Annotated in this window: 17 protein-coding genes and 2 pseudogenes; 4 read left to right on the top strand and 15 right to left on the bottom strand. The window is 34.8% G+C overall.

Features of this window, described 5'->3' with window-relative positions:
* The first annotated feature begins 91 nt into the window (after window positions 1-91).
* Window positions 92-2,515 (top strand): hypothetical protein, encoded by a 2,424-nt coding sequence (locus tag AAGD29_RS03045; protein ID WP_341758466.1) that lies wholly within the window; start codon window positions 92-94, stop codon window positions 2,513-2,515.
* A gap of 652 nt (window positions 2,516-3,167) precedes the next feature.
* On the opposite strand, the pseudogene AAGD29_RS10225 reads toward AAGD29_RS03045, so the two are convergent.
* The 7 genes and pseudogenes from AAGD29_RS10225 to AAGD29_RS03010 all read right to left on the bottom strand — a co-directional run.
* Window positions 3,168-3,246 (bottom strand): annotated as a pseudogene (locus AAGD29_RS10225) (transposase); the annotation flags it as partial.
* An 18-nt stretch (window positions 3,247-3,264) separates the two neighbouring features.
* Window positions 3,265-4,028 (bottom strand): IS5 family transposase gene (locus AAGD29_RS03035; RefSeq protein ID WP_341757859.1). Its coding sequence is split into 2 segments (ribosomal slippage): window positions 3,265-3,693 and window positions 3,696-4,028, totalling 762 coding nucleotides; the frame shifts between segments, so codons are not numbered across the junction.
* Window positions 4,029-4,087: 59 nt separating this feature from the next.
* Entirely contained in the window at window positions 4,088-4,894 is an 807-nt protein-coding gene (locus AAGD29_RS03030) for an IS630 family transposase (protein WP_341757806.1), read from the bottom strand.
* A 115-nt stretch (window positions 4,895-5,009) separates the two neighbouring features.
* Window positions 5,010-5,183, bottom strand: coding sequence for a hypothetical protein (locus tag AAGD29_RS03025; protein ID WP_341758465.1), 174 nt, complete (start codon window positions 5,181-5,183; stop codon window positions 5,010-5,012).
* Window positions 5,183-5,946 (bottom strand): IS5 family transposase gene (locus tag AAGD29_RS03020; protein WP_341757859.1). Its coding sequence is split into 2 segments (ribosomal slippage): window positions 5,183-5,611 and window positions 5,614-5,946, totalling 762 coding nucleotides; the frame shifts between segments, so codons are not numbered across the junction. The genes AAGD29_RS03025 and AAGD29_RS03020 overlap by 1 nt, the downstream gene beginning before the upstream one ends.
* Window positions 5,947-6,005: 59 nt before the next feature.
* A complete protein-coding gene (locus tag AAGD29_RS03015; protein ID WP_341758464.1) occupies window positions 6,006-6,761 on the bottom strand; it encodes a hypothetical protein in 756 nt (251 codons plus the stop codon).
* A 538-nt stretch (window positions 6,762-7,299) separates the two neighbouring features.
* Window positions 7,300-7,512 carry a hypothetical protein gene (locus AAGD29_RS03010; protein WP_341758825.1) on the bottom strand — a complete coding sequence of 71 codons (213 nt, stop codon included), beginning with the start codon at window positions 7,510-7,512 and terminating at the stop codon, window positions 7,300-7,302.
* Window positions 7,513-7,564: 52 nt separating this feature from the next.
* Here AAGD29_RS03010 and AAGD29_RS03005 point away from each other — a divergent pair, with 52 nt between their 5' ends.
* A complete protein-coding gene (locus tag AAGD29_RS03005; RefSeq protein ID WP_341757373.1) occupies window positions 7,565-8,455 on the top strand; it encodes an IS982 family transposase in 891 nt (296 codons plus the stop codon).
* Between the two features lie 4 nt (window positions 8,456-8,459).
* On the opposite strand, the pseudogene AAGD29_RS03000 reads toward AAGD29_RS03005, so the two are convergent.
* Window positions 8,460-9,086, bottom strand: a pseudogene (locus AAGD29_RS03000) (outer membrane protein assembly factor BamD); the annotation flags it as partial.
* Between the two features lie 481 nt (window positions 9,087-9,567).
* Between AAGD29_RS03000 and AAGD29_RS02995 the strand changes: the two are divergent.
* Window positions 9,568-10,194, top strand: a complete 627-nt coding sequence (locus tag AAGD29_RS02995; protein ID WP_341758463.1) for a superoxide dismutase — start codon at window positions 9,568-9,570, stop codon at window positions 10,192-10,194.
* A gap of 190 nt (window positions 10,195-10,384) precedes the next feature.
* On the opposite strand, the gene AAGD29_RS02990 is transcribed toward AAGD29_RS02995, so the two are convergent.
* The 7 genes from AAGD29_RS02990 to coxB all read right to left on the bottom strand — a co-directional run bounded on the left by AAGD29_RS02990 (window position 10,385) and on the right by coxB (window position 17,861).
* Window positions 10,385-11,344 (bottom strand): IS110 family transposase, encoded by a 960-nt coding sequence (locus tag AAGD29_RS02990; protein ID WP_341757783.1) that lies wholly within the window; start codon window positions 11,342-11,344, stop codon window positions 10,385-10,387.
* Window positions 11,345-11,816: 472 nt separating this feature from the next.
* On the bottom strand, window positions 11,817-12,560 hold the full coding sequence (locus AAGD29_RS02985) for a gamma-glutamyl-gamma-aminobutyrate hydrolase family protein (protein ID WP_341758740.1): 744 nt from the start codon (window positions 12,558-12,560) through the stop codon (window positions 11,817-11,819).
* Between the two features lie 10 nt (window positions 12,561-12,570).
* Window positions 12,571-12,987, bottom strand: a complete 417-nt coding sequence (locus AAGD29_RS02980) for an RDD family protein (protein ID WP_341758462.1) — start codon at window positions 12,985-12,987, stop codon at window positions 12,571-12,573.
* Between the two features lie 4 nt (window positions 12,988-12,991).
* The gene (gene ctaD / locus AAGD29_RS02975) at window positions 12,992-14,611 is read right to left on the bottom strand and encodes a cytochrome c oxidase subunit I (RefSeq protein ID WP_341758461.1); all 1,620 of its coding nucleotides are present in this window, start codon (window positions 14,609-14,611) and stop codon (window positions 12,992-12,994) included.
* Window positions 14,612-14,619: 8 nt separating this feature from the next.
* Window positions 14,620-15,237 carry a CatB-related O-acetyltransferase gene (locus AAGD29_RS02970; protein ID WP_341758460.1) on the bottom strand — a complete coding sequence of 206 codons (618 nt, stop codon included), beginning with the start codon at window positions 15,235-15,237 and terminating at the stop codon, window positions 14,620-14,622.
* Window positions 15,238-15,456: 219 nt separating this feature from the next.
* On the bottom strand, window positions 15,457-16,908 hold the full coding sequence (locus AAGD29_RS02965) for an IS4 family transposase (protein ID WP_341757292.1): 1,452 nt from the start codon (window positions 16,906-16,908) through the stop codon (window positions 15,457-15,459).
* A 152-nt stretch (window positions 16,909-17,060) separates the two neighbouring features.
* A complete protein-coding gene (coxB, locus tag AAGD29_RS02960) occupies window positions 17,061-17,861 on the bottom strand; it encodes a cytochrome c oxidase subunit II (protein WP_341758459.1) in 801 nt (266 codons plus the stop codon).
* Window positions 17,862-18,038: 177 nt separating this feature from the next.
* Between coxB and AAGD29_RS02955 the strand changes: the two genes are divergently transcribed.
* Entirely contained in the window at window positions 18,039-18,791 is a 753-nt protein-coding gene (locus AAGD29_RS02955; protein ID WP_341758458.1) for a YebC/PmpR family DNA-binding transcriptional regulator, read from the top strand.

Raw genomic sequence — 18,791 nt, 5'->3', positions numbered from 1 at the left:
TTCAAACTGCCATGAATTATGTAACTTAATAAAAACTTGATTATCGAATATAACACAAATTATAGTTTAAGTTATATAAGGAGGTATTCGCATGTCGAAAGATAAAGATCAACAAATAGAAAGTGTGTTATCACAGGAGAAAGGTAAATTACTGGATACAATAAATTCTGTAGAGAATCTTTTAAAGGCTAATAAACAACTAGACGAGAGTAGACAGCTAAAACAGAAAGTGGAAGATTTAAAGAAAGAATACCCTTCTTTACCTTGGTTTGAAAGGTTTGTACATACTGTCGCACAAGTAAAATATCTGTTTATAAAAAATGATGAGGAAATTGCTGAAGAAAAGAGAAGAACCAACAGAGTTGTACTCAAAGATATTGACAATACATTAAGAGATGTAGGTAAAAAAAACTTATCTCTACAAAGAATTATAGATGCAGAGTTACAAGCAGAATTTAATAAGATCATAACCAAAGAACTATCAGAAGAACAACTACAACGGGTAAAACGATTAAGAGAATCCTTAGTAAAGTTGGATATATCTGCTGAAAATTTTAGCCAAATTGTACCACAAATTTATAATGCTGATGAAGCGAAGGCACTATACCAAGAAAGAATAAGACTGTCACACGTACAACACGACCTAGTTAAGTTGGTAAAGGCTAATGATAATGTTAAAGAACTTCTTTCCATAAAGAAAGAATTAGCAGAATTGCAGGAAAAATTACCATCAACATGGCTAGACGGCCTTAAAAAAATCACTGCAAAAATCAAGCATGTTTTCGTAAATACTCCAGAACAAATTTTAAAAGACACCGTAACCCACAATAATGAAATATTAAAAAGGGTTGATCAGGGATTAGACATCACTGGTAAAAACATAGAAGATGCAACAGTAGCTAGAAAAAATAGGTTGCAGAAAGAATTAGAAAAGCTTAAAGGAAGAGATCTAATAAACATACGGTCAGACAAAGTAGAAGCTTTAAGAAGTGAGCTTGAAGCCACTTTTTCAGCTGCAGTTACTGCTTCACAGCCATTGTCTACAAGCCAAGATCAGACTAAATCTCAAGCCATGTCATCATCAATGCCTGACCGAATAATACCTACACGCCCAGCACCACCACCTCCGCCACTTATGCATACTACGTCGATGCCGAACCCAACTATTCATCAAGCAGCGGAAAACACTATACCAAGATCTCTTTCATCTTCACCCCTTCCCCATACATCATTGCAGGATTCACAAAATATTCAGCATAGAGAGGAAGCTAAACAGACACCTAAATCTCTTAAATATAAAGCACCACAGCCACCGTTGCAGAATCAAGAGGTACAGCAAGCAGCAGAACCTGCTATACCTCCAGCTCCTCCGTTACCTGGTTCTATACCTCCAGCTCCTCCATTGCCGGGTCAAAATACAACACTGCGTCCAGCACCACTGCCTCCTACACATTCTGTGCCGTTGCAGAACCAAGATGTTCAGCAAGCAGTGGGAAGAGATATACCAACACCACCACCGTTGCCACCTACAGCTAATATACCTCCACCTCCTCCGATAGAAGGTTTACATGCCGCTCAGCGAGCAGCAGGAAATGCTATGGCAGCACCTACTCCACCACCGCCTCCACCGTTACCACCTGTAAGTAATATACCTCCACCTCCTCCATTGCCACAAGCTACTCAGCAAACAACGGGAAGTGTGCCACCACCTCCGCCTCCACCGCCAGCTCCTCCACCGGCTGTAGAACCTACGGCAGGTCAAGATCAGAAGCAAGCAGCAGTAGCAACACCGAAAGGACAAGGAGAAGAGAGGGGAAACTTATTTGCTCAAATTAAGACGGGGATACAACTTAAAAAAGTAATAGCCTCAACAACGAAAGGACAAGGGGAAGGAGGGGGAGACTTCTTAGATGAAATTAAGCGGGTAGGAAAGATTAGGGAAGAAAAAAAGCTATATGAATCAGGGGAAGTACTAAAAGAACTAGAGGAAAAACAAAAAACACTACCTACTCAGTCTCCTGACTCAACGGAGGATATCTTTAAGAAGGGTTTGGCAAATATACGTCATGCAGTTCGTGGTGATGATGATGAAGATGAACATGAACTTGCTGATCTTGTGAAACTTATTACAGATAATAAGATCGATGGACCTACTCTTAAGAAGCTTAAGGAACAGGCTGGTGTTAAAGATGTTAATGGGTTAGTTGAATTTATTCGGAAGGAGTTTGATGGGTTTGATGATGATGAGGCGGAGAGAGAAGAAATACAACAAAACGTCATCAAGCAGCTAGAGAAGATTAAAGAAAATCTTGATAGAGGAGAATCGGCTAAGTTACCGTCTAACCCTGTTGCTAACGTTGGTGCGACAAAATTCCCTCCAGAGTTACAGTCAGAAGTAAAAGCTATTGCAGGAAGTCTCTCCATGACCCCAAAAGATGGAGACAAACCCCTTGCTCCTCCTCCATCCCCCAAACCAGCTGGTATCAAAAAAGGTACTGAATCTGTGAGGACGTAGCGATTTATGTGAATTTGGGATGACATCAAAGGCGTAGGGATAAATAGTAAGCTCAAGTAATCATCACCATTAGGGGTGATGTCACCCCTACCGCCGTTATGTCATCCCTATCACCATTATGTCATCCCAGCGAAAGCTGGGATCTAAAAAAAGTAGATCGAAGTACAGTTGAACATTTTTAGACCCCTGCTTACGCAGGGGTGACATTAATTCTATTACTAACCTCGAGTATCGATGTAATAAATTAATAGTAGGCTCAAGTAATCATCGCCATTAGGGGTGATGCCACCCCTGCCGTCGTTATGTCATCCCTACTCGCTATTATGTCATCCCTGCGAAGGCAGGGATCTAAAACTATATAACATACCTATCTATGCTATTTTTTTAGACCCCGCACCGAAGCAGGGGTGACATCCGACACCTAGGCTATTAAACCGATGTCTCAGGTTATTTAAGCAGTATATTCGAATTCTTTAAATATATACTCAATTAACCTGAAGAGTTGGCAAAATGATTAAAAGTTATAGTCTGAAATTGGTCAGTTATAAGAGTAAGCAAATTACCTTTGTATTTATCAATATTACAAGAAATCTATCTATAGCTTCTGAGAATTGAGCAAAATTATGGTAAAATTTATTATTTGTTACAATTCTATGCATAAATTTCCATAATCGTTCAATCGGATTAAGATTAGGGCTATAGGGAGGTAAAAATACTAATTCTATTTTGCTATTTACTAGGGTGTGTCATCAATTGAGCCAAATTACCATGGAAGCCATATAAACAGCACCCAAAAAGTTCTGAGATGTTTTGTCAAATCGTGTTGCAATAGCTCTATATTGCTTCAATTTTGCAAAAAAGTTCTCAATCAAATGCCTAGCTTTATATAGGTCCTTATCATACTTAGCTGGATTCACACGATTCTTCTTTGGGGGAATCACAGCTATACATCCCTTATCTTTCAGCTTATCTCGCATACGTACATCGGCATCATAAGCCTTATCAGCAAGTACAGCATCCGCTTTCGTCAATTCATTCATCAAAACATCAGATCCTTGCAAATCATGAGCTTGACCCGGGGTAAGATGGAATCCCGTTGGATTCCCTAGAGCGTCACATGTGGCATGGATTTTAGTACTCAGCCCCCCTTTACCTCGTCCAATTGCTTGGTCATCATCTAACTCTTTTTTTTAGCACCGGCACTATGTTGATGAGCCCTAACAATGGTTGAATCAATCATGGCATACTCGTTATCAGCATCTTCAGCCAGCATCTCAAAAACCTTTTTCCACACACCTGTCTTGCTCCACCTTGAATGACGTAGGTGAATCACTCGAAAATCTCCAAAACGTTCAGGTAGGTCTCTCCAAGGTATACCAGCCCTATATCGATACAAGACTGCTTCTACAAATAGGCGATTATCCTTGGCTGTTACACCAACAGACTCTTCCCTTCCAGGTAGCTTATCTTTAATCCGATCCCATTGATCGTCACGTAGAGCATATCGACGCATAGAGAAGATTTATCCTTAATTTTTTCTCTATTACACAACAAACAAACACTCCTGTCAACTTAATTGATGACACGCCCTAGATACTCCTTTACTTTCTTTGACTTATGATACCCAGCATTATCACAAATCAAATATATCTTCTCTTTATTAGGATTTTCTGCTTCTAATTTTTGTAGAAAATTGATTATATAATCACCGTTTACTTTAGGATTATCTGTGCTAACTAATTGCAAATCAGATAAATTAATTGCTCCTATTAAATGCTTCCTTTTCCAGCCACTAAATGTTGGTAAAGTTTTATTTTGATTCTTTCTGATCCAACCATAACGGGCTTTTGTTTGATACTGAGGATGAACGCTATCCATAAAATATATAGCTTCTTTAGCCTTGAGATTACCTTTTAACAAACTATATTCTAGCTTAAATAGTTCTTGCTTATCTACATCAAGCTTGCCGGGTACGATCTTTGGCTTTTTATATACAAAGCCTAATCTCCTTAATAGCTTTGTTACTCCTGCTATTGTATAGGCAACACCGTATTTTTTTTCTATGTAATTGCTAATATCTTTGGCATAAACATAATTACATACTTCTAAATGCTCTATTAACTCTTTCTCTTCTAGCTCACTTAGCTTACTTGCACTACCACCGTTAGCTGTCTCTAATTTATTAAATTTTTGATAATCTCTTACATGCTTTCTTATAGCTTCTTCACTTAACAGCAATGCTTCTGCTATTTCTCCATAGCTCCAACCTTTATCATACAGTAAAACTGCCTTAATTCGGTCACATACTCTCCTATCTCGTTCATTACCATGACGTGACTTCAGTACCGTTCTTTGTTCAGATGTTAAAATATTTCCCATAATCATATTCTAGCTTCTTTCTTCTCTTCCTTCAACTCTTCATTTACGAGCAGTATACTCAAATGATCCTTGATATCTCTTGCAGAAGTAGAATTCTGCAAGAAGTCTAATAAATTTAATCCTCTAAATTAGCAAGGTTAATTCCATAACCATTTTTACACCAATTTTGCACTTCTTTAAATTTTTTTGAAAAATCTTCATCTAATTGAGATAATTTTTTATATTTGTTGTTATCAAGAATTAAAGGATCAATACCTCTGAATTTTGGTTTTATATTTGGGTGTGTCATCAATTGAGCCAAATTACCATGGAAGCCATATAAACAGCACCCAAAAAGTTCTGAGATGTTTTGTCAAATCGTGTTGCAATAGCTCTATATTGCTTCAATTTTGCAAAAAAGTTCTCAATCAAATGCCTAGCTTTATATAGGTCCTTATCATACTTAGCTGGATTCACACGATTCTTCTTTGGGGGAATCACAGCTATACATCCCTTATCTTTCAGCTTATCTCGCATACGTACATCGGCATCATAAGCCTTATCAGCAAGTACAGCATCCGCTTTCGTCAATTCATTCATCAAAACATCAGATCCTTGCAAATCATGAGCTTGACCCGGGGTAAGATGGAATCCCGTTGGATTCCCTAGAGCGTCACATGTGGCATGGATTTTAGTACTCAGCCCCCCTTTACCTCGTCCAATTGCTTGGTCATCATCTAACTCTTTTTTTTAGCACCGGCACTATGTTGATGAGCCCTAACAATGGTTGAATCAATCATGGCATACTCGTTATCAGCATCTTCAGCCAGCATCTCAAAAACCTTTTTCCACACACCTGTCTTGCTCCACCTTGAATGACGTAGGTGAATCACTCGAAAATCTCCAAAACGTTCAGGTAGGTCTCTCCAAGGTATACCAGCCCTATATCGATACAAGACTGCTTCTACAAATAGGCGATTATCCTTGGCTGTTACACCAACAGACTCTTCCCTTCCAGGTAGCTTATCTTTAATCCGATCCCATTGATCGTCACGTAGAGCATATCGACGCATAGAGAAAATTTATCCTTAATTTTTTCTCTATTACACAACAAATAAACGCTCCTGTCAACTTAATTGATGACACACCCTAGTATAAAAGATTTTGCATCTTTTTTGCATTTATTTAGTAATTTTTTTATAATTTTATCATTACTATTTTCTATTTTTTGCATCACATTTTGATCTACGCTAAAATGTAACTCATTTTTAGAAACTAGTTTTATTTCTATAGCACGTTTTAATATTTTATAAAAATAATCATATACTACAGCATTAAATGGTGCTCCCCATAATTCTTTAATTAAATATAGAGGAATCATTGCAAATTTCTTGGCAATATCTTTATTACTAAAAAACCAGACTCCATTATGGAATTTCAGATCATCTACTATTTCCTTTGCTTCTAATTTAGATATTTTGTTAAGTATTACTGCTGTATGAATATTGTATTGTATTCTATCAGCGCAAAGCTCAGGTAATGGCCTTTCAAGAGCCATATATTTTGGATCATCTGGATCAAGATCTTTTATTGCAATACTGTATCTACTTATAATTTTATCTATTTTCATAGAACGTAAAAACCATAAATGAATAGTATCTTGATAAGATTTTTCTTGCTCCTGATGATAAAATAAATGATCTCCTAAATGAGAAAAAACAGTGTGGGAAGTATCATGCAATAGACCAGCTATTTGTTCAATTTTGGATACTTGTGCTTTTTGAAGTAATACAAATACCCCTATACTATGATCATATCTACTAAAATATGGAAGTAGCCCTATATAAGGTGCGGGTCCAGATTGATCAATTAATTTTAATCTTTGCATTGCTTTGCTATCAATTATTTCCTCTATAAGTGGATCGTCAACTACTACAGTATCCTGCCATATAGTATACTACTCGTAAATGAAGAGTTGATAGACGAAGATCAAAATTATGAAGTGCTAGGAGTCGAAGGGTCGAGGAGCGGAGCGTACATTTAGTACGTGAGCACCGAAGATCCCTGAAGACGACAACGCAATTCTTGATTTTCATCGAGTATATATAATTCTTTCTTAGCATAAGCAGAGAAACAAAATAAAATATAGAAAAAAAATAAAAAGTAAGCTTTTTGCTTCATAAAAATACCTAGATTGTTAAATAATGAATGATAAAGGCTTTATTCTATATCATGAAACTGTTGCAACAATCCCATAAGATATATAGAGCCTACATAAGGTACTTATGCTAGAGAATTTGTAGAAGAGGCAAGAAAAGCAAGAAACCGTAAGTTGTATGAAAGATTTAACAATCTCTGCATTACAGATTTGAGCCTAGGAGCGACGTAAAATTTACCAGCAAAAGTAGAATTGTGAAAAAATTCTATTATTGAGATGGCGTTTTATTTGGTCCCTTTGGAAAGTTGTTAATAAACGGTTGACAATATTTATACCAGTTACTGTTTGGGTAGTTATGACCAAGTACTGCAGCATATTTCTTTGCTTCAACGTTAAGTCCCAGCATTAAATAACTTTCCACTAAACACGTCAGTTTGGGATAAGATATAGATGAAATAGTAATAGATAAAAGGATTGTCAAAAAGGAGTGCCTGCAGTATTTATATTTTTAAACAAAAAAACAAACTACAGGCATGAAAAAAGATATCACAGAATTATATAGTTTTATAGATGATTTTTGTAAAATTTATTTGGAGTATGAACAGAGAAAGTTATTACCATCAAATAAGCAGAGAAATCGCTGTTGTAGCATGAGTTTAAGTGAAATGTTAACAATAATAATTATGTTTCATACATCCTATGCTAAGAATTTTAAATTTTTCTATAAAAGTTATATAGAGTGCATGCATAAGGATGATTTCCCTAAAGCCTTGAGTTATAATAGATTTGTTGAATTAATGGCACGATTATTCATACCGCTAAATATGTTGATTCATTTGTTGTTTGGTGAGGAAACAGGTATTTATTTTATTGACTCTACAACGATTAAAGCTTGTCACAATAAAAGGCGTTATAGCAATAAAGTTTTTAAAGGATTAGCCAAACATAGTAAATCCTCTATGGGGTATTTTTATGGTTTTAAATTACATGTAATAATCAATAATAAAGGGGAGTTTATGGCATTAAAAGTGACCAAAGGCAATGTAGATGATAGGATTCCAGTACCGGAGTTAACAAAAAGATTAACTGGAATTATAGCAGCTGATAAAGGTTATATTAAGCAAAATTTGTTCTTAAATTTATATGAAAGAGGCTTAAAAATGATTCATGGAATTAAGAAGAATATGGAAAATAAATTAATGGATTTGAAAGAAAAAATCTTACTTCGAAAGCGTAACTTAATTGAAACAGTTTTTGATTATCTAAAAAATAAAATGAACCTTGAACATACTAGACATAGATCACCAATAAATGCCTTTGTCCATATATTATCTACTCTTGTTGCTTATTCATTAAAGAAAAATAAACCTTCAACAAAATTTGATTTTAATCTACATGTTCTCAATATCCTTATCCCGAATTGACGTCTAAACGATAAAGTGCTTCTGGTATATGTGATGTAGTTTGGTAATTATCCACAATAAGCTGGAATCTATTAATAGCAGCTATCGGGTTATTTTTACTGAGATAATAACGACCTACGTCCATTTCCTTACCGGCTAAATGATCATTTACTAAATCAATTTTTAAAGATGCATCAATTGAATATTTTGTTTTAGGGAAAAGTTTTATAACATCTTCAAAACTTTCTTTAGCTAAAAAGGTTCTTGATTGATCAAGCTGTACATTTGAGATTTGCATATAATACGATAATGCCTTTAGGTAATACGCATATGCAATATCTTCATGCATTGGATGAAGCTTAATAAAAGTATCAAGTACATCTACCGCTTCCTCATACTGACATGCTAAGAATAAAGAATAGGCTTGCATTAACTCAGCTTGAGGAGTCATTTTATTACCAGGATCTTGATAAAAAATTCTAGAAAATTCTTCGGCAGCTTTCAAATATTTTTGTTTTTCCAGTAAAACAAGGCCATCATTATATAATTCAGGAGCTGGAACAATTAAATCTTCATCTATCTTCTTGGTTTTACAGCTAGATAAAGCTAAGCAGGTAGTGATTATATAAAATAATAATTTTGCTAATTTCATATAGAGCTTACAAGTTTTTTAAACTTAATTTATACACGAAACATCAAGGATTATACAAGATTATTTTGAAAATTATTGTTTTTGGTCTTGTAAGTATCATTTCCAATTTTTCAAATCATTTGAGTATACTCTAGAATAGAAAATCAAGAATTGCGTCGTCATTATCCAAAATTCTAGCGGTACTCACAAATGTACGCCTAGTCCCTCCTGCTACTATCATGATTTTAGGGGTCTAAAAAAATAGCCAAGAAAACTATTTAGACTTTTCTAGCACCCTGCTTTCGTAGGGGTTGTAAGATAAAACTATGATATAATTATGGTTATGATATACTAAGAAAGTAAGTGGCACTCGTTAGGGGTGACAAATAGTCAAGTTTTAGATGACTGCCGACTTAAACCGAACAATAGTATACTGAAGCGGGAATGACAACGAGAGTGCTTAATAAAAAAGTAAGTATTTTATACTAAAATTGAGGAAATTATGATATATTGCAAACAATCTAACCAAACATCTTATCCTTTTGTCTTGCCGGAATTGCCTTATGGTAAAAGTGATTTTGTTCCACATTTTTCCCCTGAAACTTTTGACTACCACCATGGGAAACACCACCAAACATATGTAACTAACCTGAATAATTTTCTACAAGATAATCAGGAGTTGCAGAAAAAAAGTTTGGAAGAATTAATAATTTCTACAAGCATAAAACCAACTGAAGCAGCCATATTTAATAATGCAGCACAAATATGGAATCATACTTTCTTTTGGCATTCTATTAAACCTTCAGGTGGAGGAAAGCCTACTGGTAAGATATTGGAACAGATAAATAAAGATTTTGGCAGTTATGAGAATTTTGCTACTGAATTTAAGCAAGCGGCAGTAAGTCAATTTGGTAGCGGCTGGGCATGGTTAGTCTCTAATAATGGTAAATTACAAATAGTAAAAACTAGTAATGGTGAAACTCCTATTACTAAATCTATGAAACCTCTGCTTGCCTGCGATGTTTGGGAGCATGCATACTATATAGATTATCGCAATAAGCGTCCGGACTATGTCTCAGTTTATATAGAACATATGATTAATTGGCAATTTGCTGAAAGTCATCTTTGAGACTATGTGAGGTGAAGGATCAGTAAAAAACCCCTTCGGATGTCATCAACTATGATTTTTAAAAAATTAAAAAAAAGTTTAAAATAAAAAACCAAATTGGTTTAGAGAAATAACAAAAAATCTCTAGCTTAACATTCACAGTAAACCACGACTTGATAAAAATTTAAATAAATATAGGTTTAAATTTTTATCAAGTCTTTGCCGATTTTAAATAATAATCTCTAACCCTTGCATTAGCAATGACAATAATTTTACGCATTAAAGCAGTAATGGCAACTATAGGCTTTTTACCTCTAGCAATTAGCTCTCTATAATATTCACCTAACTTGCTCTTTGATTTAGCTGCTGCCATTGCTGCAGTAAATAATTTGGTTCGTACATTTTGTCTACCACCACTAACTGAACGATACCCTTTATATTGTCCACTATCCTTAGGATGTGGGGCTACTCCGACTAAACTAGCTATTTGCCTCCGATCAACCTTACCAATCTCTGGTAAAAATGCTAATAAAACTTTACTAACAACCTTACCAATACCGGTTACTGTCTCCAATACCTCAAGCTGTTCTACAGTCTTTTCATCGGTTGTTAACTCGGCTATCTCTTCTTCTAATTTCTTTATAGCTTTGGATAAACATAACAATAAATCTTCTATACTATCTTTTATCATATCATTATTAGGTCCTGCCATCCTATTTTTCTCTTGAGTCTGCAATTTTACTAAATCATCACGACGAGATAAAAATATTTTTAGCTTGCTCATCTTTTGATCAGGTTTTTGTTGTAAAGATAATTCCTTATGCCTTTCTTGTCCATATTTTACTAAAGCTTGAGCATCTACAGAATCAGTTTTAGCACGAGTACCAAGTGATCTTATAAAGTACTTTACTTTTTGGGCATGTGCTCTATGAACAGCACATTTTTTGCTTAATAAAAAATTTACTAATTCAGTTTCATATCCACCTGTAGTCTCTAATACTATTAGGGAGTCAGTCAAAAAACTTTTATATTGCTTAAAAAATTCCTTAAATCCAATAGTGTTATTAGAAAAAGTCATAATTTTATTATTATTAGATATTGCTACTGCAAAAGTTGATTTTGCTATATCAATACCAATAAAATTGTTATATAATTTATCCGTTGGGGTCATAAAATCCTCGACATATTTACGATTGTAAGCGGGCGTTTCAGCCCAATGAACTATTTAAACGTTCGAGCTTATTAAGTAAGTGGTCTCTTGATGACAATGTTTGTATAAACTCACCCCTGACGAGCACCACTTACTTTTTTCATTATATCATAGTTTTATCTTACAACCCCTGCGTAGGCAGGGGTCTAAAAAAAGCCTGAAAGACTATTAAACATTATTAGATCCCAGCTTTCGCTGGGATGACATCGTTTTGACATTAGTACTACAACTGTAGTATTAGCGTAGTTAATAATGGGAAATGCTATACTCTTCTGCTTTGAAGAATTGTTTTTTGAAAATATCATGGATTCGCATGCTCACGTACTATATGTACGCTACGCCTGCTCACCATTCATTTTCAAATCCAATTCTTCAAATCATTTGAGTATATCACATCGACTCTTAATATGGATTTGTTCTTCAAATCATTCGACTATATAGCTTCGATTAATCCTTTAAATAAATTTAAATCTAAATCATTAGGGTTTAAATATTCAGGATGCCATTCTACTCCTATAACAAATTTGTGATTTATTGACTCGATTGCTTCAATTATCCCGTCCGGTGCTGTTGCTGCAACTCGGAGTCCTTTGCCTATTTTTCCTACTGCTTGATGGTGGCTCGAGTTAACCATACAAGTTTGCTTATTTCCCGATAACTTTGCGAGAATAGTGTTTGGTTCTATCGTTATAGAATGCGATAATGTATTTTTGGGGGCAGGTTGCTCGTGGTTAATAGCCGTAGCTACTCCTGCTTGTGACTTTATGTAATCAGGTATATGCTGGATAAGGTTGCCACCGCATACTACATTTAACATCTGCATACCACGACATATTCCAAGGAATGGCATGTTCTTTTCTAGAGCTTTTTGGGTAAGTAGTAACTCAAAATTATCACGTTGGTCGTTGGTAGCTGTTTTATCACAAGTGAATTCTTGACCATAAAATTTAGGGTGAATATCCTCATCACCGCCGGGAATAATTAGCCCATCGAACATTGACAGCATCACTTCAATTGTATCATATTGATAGGGTAGCATTAAGGGGATTCCCCCAACTTTTATCACACTATCTGCATAATTTTGTCTAACTGCATACCAAGGAAAAGCAGCATAGGCATATTTTTCAGAATTATTAGCCAAATCTAGTGTTATTCCTATTACTGGTTTTTTTTGTATCATACTAACCTTATCTTTTTACCATCCGAGTACCACAAATCATGTCATGTAGAAACTTTTTCTCATCAGTACATATCATGCAGAAAACACTTATAATCCCTAATATTACAGTACTACTTATTAGTGCTAATATAATAAATCTAATCAACGCTTTTAAAAAGCTTATTCGTGTACCATCCTCGTTTATGATCTTCATGCCCAATATATAACCGCCAAGAGTTGCTTGCATTGAGGATGACTCTAATATTGGAACATATAATATTATTAATGCTATAATACAAGAACCGTGTAGTGTATTGGATAATGGAGAAAATAGCACTTTACTTACTAGGATCATAAAAGTTATACTAAAAGTAATTGAGAAAATTCGATCCAAAACTGCAGCAATAGATCTTCGCCAAAAGCCACAATAGATATATCCATTCATAAAATTAGTTTCCTTTATGTGATGTTTCAAGATGTGATGTTTCAAAAGTATGAAATGGTGGCGGAGATGATACTGACCATTCAAGAGTGTCAGCCCCATCACCCCAAGGATTATTTGGGCATTTTTTCCCATATTTCAGAGTATAAATAACAATGAATACAAAATAAAGAGCCGCAACAAATGAAATACTAGCTCCGATAGATGAAACCATATTCCAGCCGGCAAAAGCATCTGGATAGTCCGGTATTCTTCTTGGCATACCAGCTAATCCTAGAAAATGTTGAGGGAAAAATGTCAAATTAACACCAATAAAGGTAACCCAAAAATGAATTTTGCCCATCATCTCAGGATATTGCCGCCCTGACATTTTACCAAACCAATAATAGAACCCAGCAAATGCAGTAAATAACGCTCCAAGTGACATAGTGTAATGGAAATGTGCTACAACATAATATGTATCGTGTAAAATTCTGTCGATTGCTGAATTTGATAATATTATACCGGTAACTCCGCCAATAGTAAATAGCAAGATAAACCCTATGGAAAATAACATAGGGGTTTCAAAAGTAATTGATCCTCCCCACATTGTGGCAATCCAGCTGAAGATTTTGATACCAGTAGGTACAGCGATAATCATAGTGCCGGCAGTAAAATATATTAATGCATTGTACGAAAGACCAACAGTAAACATATGGTGAGCCCAAACTATAAAACCAACAAACCCGATAATTACCATAGCTACCACCATACCAAAATAACCGAATATTGGCTTACGAGAAAAAGTAGAAATAACCTGACTGACTATACCAAATCCCGGCAATACTACAATATATACTTCTGGATGACCAAAAAACCAAAATAAATGCTGAAATAACACTGGATCTCCGCCACCATCAGGCTTGAAAAAAGTAGTACCAAAATTTCGATCAGTTAGTAACATGGTTATTGCACCTCCTAACACAGGAATTGCCAGTATCAACAAGAAGGCAGTAACCAAAATTGACCAAACAAATAAGGGCATTTCAAATAACCCCATACCATCAGTTCTCATATTAAAGATAGTGACAATCATATTAATTGAACCAAGAATGGAGGAAAGTCCTGTAAGATGTAAGCTTAAAATAGCCATATCCACAGCAGCCCCAGGATGTCCTACTAGACTACTTAGAGGAGGATAAAATGTCCAACCAGTACCAGCTCCTCCATCAACCAAACCTGACAGCATTAATAATATAAAAGCAGGGACAAGTAGCCAAAAACTTATATTATTTAGCCTTGGAAAAGCCATATCTGGGGCACCTATTAAAATTGGTATGAAGTAATTACCAAATCCGCCAAATAAAGCTGGCATAATCATGAAAAACACCATAATTATAGCATGAGCGGTAATTAATACATTGTATAGCTGATAATTACCACCTAGTAGATGCCCGCCGGGTACTGCTAGTTCTAACCTAAAAATAACAGAAAATAATCCACCAACAAGCCCAGCAAATATGGCGAATATAATATACATTACGCCAATATCTTTGTGATTAGTAGAAAAAATCCATCTTTGTAAACCCTTAGGAGTTTCGTGATGTTCAGATATTAATTCAGTAGAGGCTTTATCTTTAAGAGTCATAATGGTTACTATTTACATTCTTTAAGTTGATCAATATCTGCACCTACTATGACTTCGATATTTCTAGTAATTTTATCATAATCCCAGTCCCACCATTTTATTTGTACTAGTTCGTCTATTATGTCTTCTGAGAATCTTTTTCTAATAATTCTACTAGGATTACCTGCAACGATAGAGTAGGGGGGTACATCCTTGGTAACCACTGCATATGCTCCGATCATTGCTCCGTCCCCTATTGTTACTCCTAGCATAATGACTGCATTAGCACCAAACCACACATCATTACCAATTACGGTATTTCTTCTTTTATTAAGAGTTGGCGTATAATTGTTCCAATTCTCGAAAATAAAAAATGGATAAGTAGAAAAGCCATCCATTGGGTGAGTTACATCATCCATGATGAAAGTGGTTCTCATGGCGATAGAACAAAACTTACCGATAATTAATTTACACTCATGGCATCCTATGATATTATTACGCTCAAAATATTCTGGGTGTTGGTTATCATGGTAGTAAGTATAATCACCTACCATTATGTTAGAATTGTGAATAAAATGTTTTAAAAATACGGTTTCTTTAACCTGTTTTGCATAAAGATGTGGATAATTATTATTTGAGTTTACCATATGAGTCTTGTTTATTTAGTTAATAATTATTCCCGCTTCAGTGCGGAATCTATAGCTAACCCGTTAATATTCTAGATAGTCTCCTCGTCATTGCGAGGAAGACCGTAGGTCAACGAAGCAATCCAAGAAAATGACTAGAAATGGATTGCTTCGTCGCTACTAAAGTAGCTCCTCGCAATGACGAGTTATAAGTACTTTCGCCTATTAGCGAGCTTACTATTACCCACAAATATTAGAGTTAGCTAATTGATAACCTTGAACTAGATCAAATAACCGTTGCCATCCTCTCCACAATACAATAGGACCAGGCTCTAGATCATTTTTTCTTGCTAAATACCCACCCAATTTAGCAACCCATATTATAGCATTTTTTATTGTAGGAATTGTATTATTAGGGGGAGCTGCTTTGTGTATCTTTACATACAAAACTCGCCATTCTTCTTCAGCTAATATTACACTACATGGTAGATTAGGATTAGTTCTGCCAATTAAAGTAATAAAAAAAATTCTCCAAGCAATTATGCTCATGATTGTCAAGTATTTTATTAATCTTTCTCCTGTTGCAAGTCTACATTGTTCAACCCTAAATCCAGATTTTAAAATTTTATGAAAAATTTCAATTCTCCATCTTAAACAATACCATCTTACTTTCTCTATAGCTTCTTCAAAATTATTGATAACTATATTGGTTAGTAACATCCATTCTAATGGTGTTGTTCCACTAGGGGGACGACGCTCAATAACATTGATGGCATATACTGGTAAATTTGGCAATGTTTCTGTTTTATGTCTTACATTGTTTACAGGAGGATTCATTATAAATTTTCCAAATCTAACTTCCAAATGTCTAATCCTATTAGCTTTATTTTCTTGACTAGTATCTTTAACTGCTATTTCTCCAGCACACTGGAAACCCGATACTACCTTCCACAAATATTGTCTATCTTTTTTGGAATATTTTGACTTTTTATTTATTTCTCTATCCTGTGCAGCTCTAACTAAAACTTTAGATTTCTGAGCTTGTGCCAATTCAAAAAAATCATATATATCAGCTTCTCTATCACAAACAGTTATAATTTGGGTATTACTATTATTCGTTGCATTAATAGTGTTCTGTAATGCATTAAGCCACTTCATACTTTCTTTATCTTTAATATGTACCGCATTACCATGACTAGTTTTTTTTAACTGTTGTATTTCTTCAGGCACTGCTGGTCTATTGTGAATCTTTTGATCCAACAACCCAAGTGCTAATCCATTGGTAGCAACCGCAAAGGCAGTATGCATTATCAGACCTTTACATTCAATATTTTTAACATTCTTTCCCTCTTTTCTTGATAACACACCCAATCCAGTAGTTTTTTTATGACTAGTATATGTGATATAACTAGTATCTTGTATAACAAGAACTTTATCATGCTCTTTGATTCTTTCTACTGCTTTAGCAATATGGGCTTCTAATATTTTTGATTCCTTAACATTATCGTTTTTAAAAAAACGATATGCTGCTTTTGTTTCTGCCCAATTTCCACATGCTTGATTAATTGAGCTTTCAGGTATATTTGCAAAATTATCAGCTATCTTTATTAACCTATTTGTCAGCCTTTTATCACCCAAAATAGCTCCACTAAATTCCTCGGTCAAATAATTATTTATTATTTCTTGACTCATACTATACCTCTACAATGTAATATTTTAATTGCAAATCAGTATATTATTTTTACTTCTTTTTCACCATTGTTATTTTGTGGGTAATAGTAAGATTAGCGAGACCACGTGAGTGTAGTGGCAATCCACATTCATTTTAGATTGCTTAGTCGACCTCATGGTTTCCTCGCAATAACTTTAGTCTTCATATTCATAGAGAATTTTGATTTTGCCATAATCAACCAGTTTTGAAATTCTTCCTTACTTACCACTTCAATGGCAATCGGCATAAAACCGTGATTAACACCGCAAAGTTCTGAACATTGACCATAATACACGCCTTTTTTGCTAATTTTAGTCCAAGTTTCATTGATTCTTCCAGGAACGGCATCCATCTTTATGCCCAGTGCTGGTACTGCAAAACTATGTATGACGTCTCCTGCCGTAATTAGAAATTTCACAGTAGTATTTTCTGGTATGATAATACGGTTATCGACATCTAATAAGCGTTTTTGACCAAGTTTTAATTTTTCATCGGTAATTAAATAACTATCAAATTCGATATTATCGTGATCAGGATATATATAATGCCAATACCACTGATAGCCCACGACTTTAACAGTCATATCTATTTCAGGAATCTTTTCTGCAAAACGTAAAATACGAAATGATGGTATGGCAATAATAACTAAAATTATTATAGGTATTATCGTCCAAATAACTTCAATTAAGATATTATGAGAAAATTTTGCTGGAATAGGATTGGCTTTTGCATTAAATCTAATGCAAACATAGACTAGTAGAATGGTAATAAAGACAACTATTCCTCCTGATATTAACAGTAGGAAATTGTGAAACCCGTGAAGCTCTTCCATAAGAGGGCTTGCTGGAGTTTGCAACAACATTTGCCACGCCTGAGGTTCTGAGGCTAAGCAATCGTGAGCAAATAACAGATATAAAATTATAAATTTTTTCATATTTGGTATTAGTGGGTTTGTTCTATGTGCTATACTTAGCTAATATAAAAGGATATGCAGTTTTATTAAAGTAAAAAATGACTCTAATATTGGAAAAGCTTGAAGAATTTATTCTTGACTTTAAATTGCCTTCTGATACGATCCGGCTTTGATAGCTTTAGGTTTTATGGGAGCATTATGGCCGGTCATTCGAAATTTAAAAACATTCAACACCGAAAAGGTGCACAAGATAAGAAAAGGGCGAAAGTTTTTACTAAGCTAATTAGAGAAATTATCACTGCTGCTAAAATGGGAACTGATGTAAGCAATAATCCACGCCTGCGGAGTAGCATAGCTGCAGCACGCAGTCAGAATTTGCCAAAGGATCGAATAGATAAGGCAATAAGTGCAGCAAGTGATTCGAATAATAACGAAAATTATACAGAGATTAGATATGAAGGCTTTGCTCCGGGCGGTATTGCAATAATAGTAGAGGCTTTAACTGATAATAAAAATCGCACAGCTGCTGAAATTAGGTCGGCTTTTACTAAATTTGGTGGTAATTTAGGTGAGACTGGAAGTAGCAGTTATATGTTTGACCATCTTGGAGTAATACAATACCCAGTAGAATTAATATCGGCAGAATCTATATTGGAAAGTAGCCTAGAGGTTGGGGCAAAAGATGTGATTTCTGAAGAAGATGCGTATTTAATCTATACAGATATTGAGAATTTTGTACAAACTCTTGAATTTTTGACTAATAAATATGGATCTCCTGAGGAATCCTATATCGGTTGGATTCCTCAGAATATCATGATTATAGAAGATAAAGATAAGGCAGAGAAGCTATTAAAATTAGTGGATCTTTTAGAAGAAAGCGATGACGTACAAAAAGTTTTTGGTAATTATGAATTATCTGATGCAATTTATGAAACTATGAAGGACGTTTAA

This window comes from Candidatus Tisiphia endosymbiont of Ditula angustiorana, assembly GCF_964026425.1.
GTDB lineage: Bacteria > Pseudomonadota > Alphaproteobacteria > Rickettsiales > Rickettsiaceae > Tisiphia.
Note: the sequence above shows the minus strand (reverse complement) of the source record. Positions and strands in the feature narration are given on the sequence as shown.

What these genes read in the sequence shown, in the direction of transcription:
- AAGD29_RS03045 (WP_341758466.1), top strand. Translation starts at nt 92, where the DNA reads ATGTCGAAAGATAAAGATCAACAAATAGAAAGTGTGTTATCACAGGAG.
- AAGD29_RS03030 (WP_341757806.1), bottom strand. Translation starts at nt 4,894, where the DNA reads ATGGGAAATATTTTAACATCTGAACAAAGAACGGTACTGAAGTCACGT.
- AAGD29_RS03025 (WP_341758465.1), bottom strand. Translation starts at nt 5,183, where the DNA reads ATGACACACCCAAATATAAAACCAAAATTCAGAGGTATTGATCCTTTA.
- AAGD29_RS03015 (WP_341758464.1), bottom strand. Translation starts at nt 6,761, where the DNA reads ATGCAAAGATTAAAATTAATTGATCAATCTGGACCCGCACCTTATATA.
- AAGD29_RS03005 (WP_341757373.1), top strand. Translation starts at nt 7,565, where the DNA reads ATGAAAAAAGATATCACAGAATTATATAGTTTTATAGATGATTTTTGT.
- AAGD29_RS02995 (WP_341758463.1), top strand. Translation starts at nt 9,568, where the DNA reads ATGATATATTGCAAACAATCTAACCAAACATCTTATCCTTTTGTCTTG.
- AAGD29_RS02990 (WP_341757783.1), bottom strand. Translation starts at nt 11,344, where the DNA reads ATGACCCCAACGGATAAATTATATAACAATTTTATTGGTATTGATATA.
- AAGD29_RS02980 (WP_341758462.1), bottom strand. Translation starts at nt 12,987, where the DNA reads ATGAATGGATATATCTATTGTGGCTTTTGGCGAAGATCTATTGCTGCA.
- ctaD (WP_341758461.1), bottom strand. Translation starts at nt 14,611, where the DNA reads ATGACTCTTAAAGATAAAGCCTCTACTGAATTAATATCTGAACATCAC.
- AAGD29_RS02970 (WP_341758460.1), bottom strand. Translation starts at nt 15,237, where the DNA reads ATGGTAAACTCAAATAATAATTATCCACATCTTTATGCAAAACAGGTT.
- AAGD29_RS02965 (WP_341757292.1), bottom strand. Translation starts at nt 16,908, where the DNA reads ATGAGTCAAGAAATAATAAATAATTATTTGACCGAGGAATTTAGTGGA.
- coxB (WP_341758459.1), bottom strand. Translation starts at nt 17,861, where the DNA reads ATGAAAAAATTTATAATTTTATATCTGTTATTTGCTCACGATTGCTTA.
- AAGD29_RS02955 (WP_341758458.1), top strand. Translation starts at nt 18,039, where the DNA reads ATGGCCGGTCATTCGAAATTTAAAAACATTCAACACCGAAAAGGTGCA.